At 61.3% G+C, this 3,177-nt stretch carries 3 protein-coding genes and 1 pseudogene; 3 read left to right on the plus strand and 1 reads right to left on the minus strand.

Annotation, left to right across the window (positions count from 1 at the left end; genetic code table 11):
• A partial coding sequence (locus tag OCH239_RS23225; RefSeq protein WP_037267383.1) for a hypothetical protein occupies positions 1 to 773 on the plus strand: 773 nt, incomplete at its 5' end.
• Here the strand turns inward: OCH239_RS23225 and OCH239_RS21080 are convergent.
• On the minus strand, positions 774 to 1,499 hold the full coding sequence (locus OCH239_RS21080; protein ID WP_037267385.1) for a hypothetical protein: 726 nt from the start codon (positions 1,497 to 1,499) through the stop codon (positions 774 to 776).
• A gap of 243 nt (positions 1,500 to 1,742) precedes the next feature.
• On the opposite strand from OCH239_RS21080, the pseudogene OCH239_RS21085 reads away from it, so the two are divergent.
• Together OCH239_RS21085 and OCH239_RS21090 are read left to right on the plus strand one after the other, a co-directional pair.
• A pseudogene (locus tag OCH239_RS21085) lies at positions 1,743 to 2,752 on the plus strand (IS30 family transposase).
• A gap of 138 nt (positions 2,753 to 2,890) precedes the next feature.
• Positions 2,891 to 3,177 (plus strand): helix-turn-helix domain-containing protein (locus OCH239_RS21090; RefSeq protein WP_037267387.1); only part of this gene is annotated, 287 nt, incomplete at its 3' end.

The raw sequence follows: 3,177 nt of genomic DNA on the forward strand, positions 1-3,177 counted from the left end.
TGCTCAAGCACGGCCGGCCGGTCGCGTTCTATTCCGACAAGCACACGGTCTTCCGCGTCGCCAACCAGGGCGCGACGTCCGGCCACGGGGAGACCCAGTTCGGCCGGGCGCTGAACGCGCTCAATATCGAGATCCTCTGCGCCAATTCGAGCCAGGCCAAGGGCCGCGTCGAGCGCGCGAACCGCACCCTGCAGGATCGACTGGTCAAGGAGCTGCGGCTGGCCGGTATCTCGGACATCGTCGCGGCCAACGCCTTTCTTCCGGGCTTCATGGCGCGCCACAACGCCCGCTTCGCAAAGCTTCCGCATCACCCTGACAACCGTCATCGTGCGCTCAACGTCGAACCGGACCGGTTGCGGGAGATCCTGTGCCTGCGCGACGAGCGCTATGTCGGTCAGCAGCTCGCGTTTTCCTACGACCGCAAGCGCATCATTCTCGAGGAGACCGAGCTCAGCCGGGGCCTGCCCGGAAAATACGTCGACAGCTACGAGTTCGCCGATGGCCGCCTCGAGTTCCGCTGGAAAGGTGTGCCGCTGCCCTTCCGGGTCTTCGACAAGGATCAGCGCGTGACCCATACCGTGATCACCGAGAACAAGCACCTGAGCGCGGTTCTCGAACACATCAAGGCCGAGCAGGACAAGGCGCAGCCGAAGCCGCGCCGCGCCGGCAAGCAACGGACCAAGTACCAGCCCACGGGCCGCCGGAACGATGGCTGGAACTTGAAGCTGGCGCGCAAATCGAAGAGCAGTGCCGTGCCGGATGGCCGGCAATAGTCACACCACGTGGATCGTTGCTTGGGCGTCGGATTCAAGTTTCAACGCTGCCGACCAGAGCGGGGTCTTGTGGTACGCTCCCTCGTCAAACATGCCGAGCCCTTCCCGGTCCTCCCAGAGCAGCCCCAACCAGCATAATGGGCGGACGATGCAGGCTTTCAGCGCAAAGCGCGTATCCTGATACGCGACCTCGTATCGGGCTTCCGGAGGCCACCTGTACAGCACCTCCATCAGCCTTGGGATCGTGCAGCCGGTACGAGCCTCGATATTGATGACGTTGAGAAAGACGCGCCAGTTGTCGATTACACCGCCTCGGTTCTGCGCCAGGTCGTCGTGAACATAGCGGTAGAGATAGACAGGTGCGACGACGTCGAAGAGCTGTCGAGGTATCGCGCCAAGCGCCCTGCCCCTTTTCGTCGTTCGAAGCGTTCCCTTGTAGCGACGCATGAGTTTCAGGTGCAGCAGCACGTCCTGAACGGGCCATAACGGCGGCATATCGCGCTCGTTCAGCACCTTGTTCACGATAAACAGGTCTTTGGATGTGTAACCCGGCCAGACAAACCTCTCCGCCGCCCAGTGAACGAACCTGCGATTGATCGCTCCCGACTTCGTCAGGCCTATGCCGCCTTCCGCATCCGCATACGACATCGCCAGAACCATTCCTCGCACCAGAGGGGAATGGTCGAGCGGATCAATGTCGCGGTTCAAAGCAATGCGCGGCTCCATTCCAGAAGACTACCAGCCGCGGCACCGCCGCCTCAACGCTGGAGCCAAAGCATGGCATTCCTGCCCTCCGATACATGAGGTCTACGGGCAGCAATGCCATGCTCCCCACTGCTGCGCGGGACATTTCTGCTTTGCGCAGCCGAGGACATTTCAACTTGGTTGCAAAATCGCCATAGAGCGGGTGGATTCACAAACGAAGTGCAACTTCTGCAATAAAACAGATGGTTGCATGGAGGTTGTGGCATGGGAAAGCACTACTCGCATCTGGCTCTCGATGAACGCCTGAAGCTGGCCAAGTGGCGCGATGCCAAGGTGTCGATGAAGGAGATCGCCGTAAGGCTGGGTCGTCCGCCCTGCACCCTCTACCGAGAGCTGCGCCGGAACCGGTTCACCGATGCGGAGCTTCCCCAGCTCTACGGATACTATGGAATGAACGCGCAGAGCATTTATGCCAAACGGCGTTCAGCGCTGCGCAAGCTCGTCAAACACACGGTCCTGAAAGACGCCGTGCTTGACCATCTCGCGGCAGGCTGGTCGCCCGAACAGATCGCCGGCCGGATGTACTTCGAGCGGCACCCTGTGCGCGTCAGCCATGAGACGATCTACCGATACGTTTATTCTGAAGACGGCCGCCAAGCCGGTCTCTGGCGTCATCTGCCCATGCACCGTCGCCATCGTCGCCCGCGCGGCACACGGCGGCCTCATGCGCTGAATTTGGCTTGGAAAACAGTATCTCACTCCGCCCGCCCGAGGTTGCGCACCGCGAACAGTTCGGCCACTGGGAATGCGATCTGATCATGTTCCGCAAGGAATTCGGCACCGCCAACGCCGCCTCGCTGGTCGAACGCGTGAGCCGCTTCACGCTGCTTGCCCGGAACCAGGATCGCCAGTCGAAACCGGTGATGGAAGCGCTGATTGCAGGGCTCCGCGCCCTGCCCCAACCGGCCCGCCGCTCGATCACGTTCGACCGCGGCACCGAGTTCTCCGCGTGGGGCCATCTGCAGGCCGGGCTCGGATCGCAGACGTGGTTTTGCGATCCGCAATCGCCTTGGCAGAAAGGCACCGTGGAGAACACCAGCAACCGGCTACGCGCCTTCCTGCCGCGCAAGACCGATCCGGCGGCGCTCACAAATCGATATTTGAAGTCGATTTGCGCGCGCCTCAACGCAACGCCCCGCAAGTGTCTCGGTTATAGAACGCCTGCCGAGGTCTTCCGGGGCCAGATAATGGCGGTCATGCGATCAGAAGATTAACCTGAGAACGCGGAAATGGCGCTTCGCCATGATTTCACACGACCACCCTTGAGTCATCACGCAAACCGATAATGTCACCCGTGCGCAAAGCAGAAGTGTCATTCTCCTCCATGGTGAAGCTTGGAGGAGAGTTCGGGCATGGGATGGGTGATGATGAGCGAACTTGAGATGCGGCGGATCGAAGTTCTCGCGCAGATCGACGACGGCCGCCTGAGCGTCGAGGCTGGTGCGAACAACATCGCGCTGTCGAAGCGGCAGATGTTCCGATTGCTGAAGCGGTATCGTGCGGACGGCGCGTCGGCGATCCGCCACAAATCCCGCGGTCGCGCGCCGAACAATCGCATCCACCCGGCCAAGCGCGATTATGCGCTGAACGTTATCAAGGAAAGCTACGCGGATTTCGGCCCGACGCTGGCGGCCGAGAT

The organism is Roseivivax halodurans JCM 10272 (genome assembly GCF_000521785.1).
Lineage (GTDB): Bacteria > Pseudomonadota > Alphaproteobacteria > Rhodobacterales > Rhodobacteraceae > Roseivivax > Roseivivax halodurans.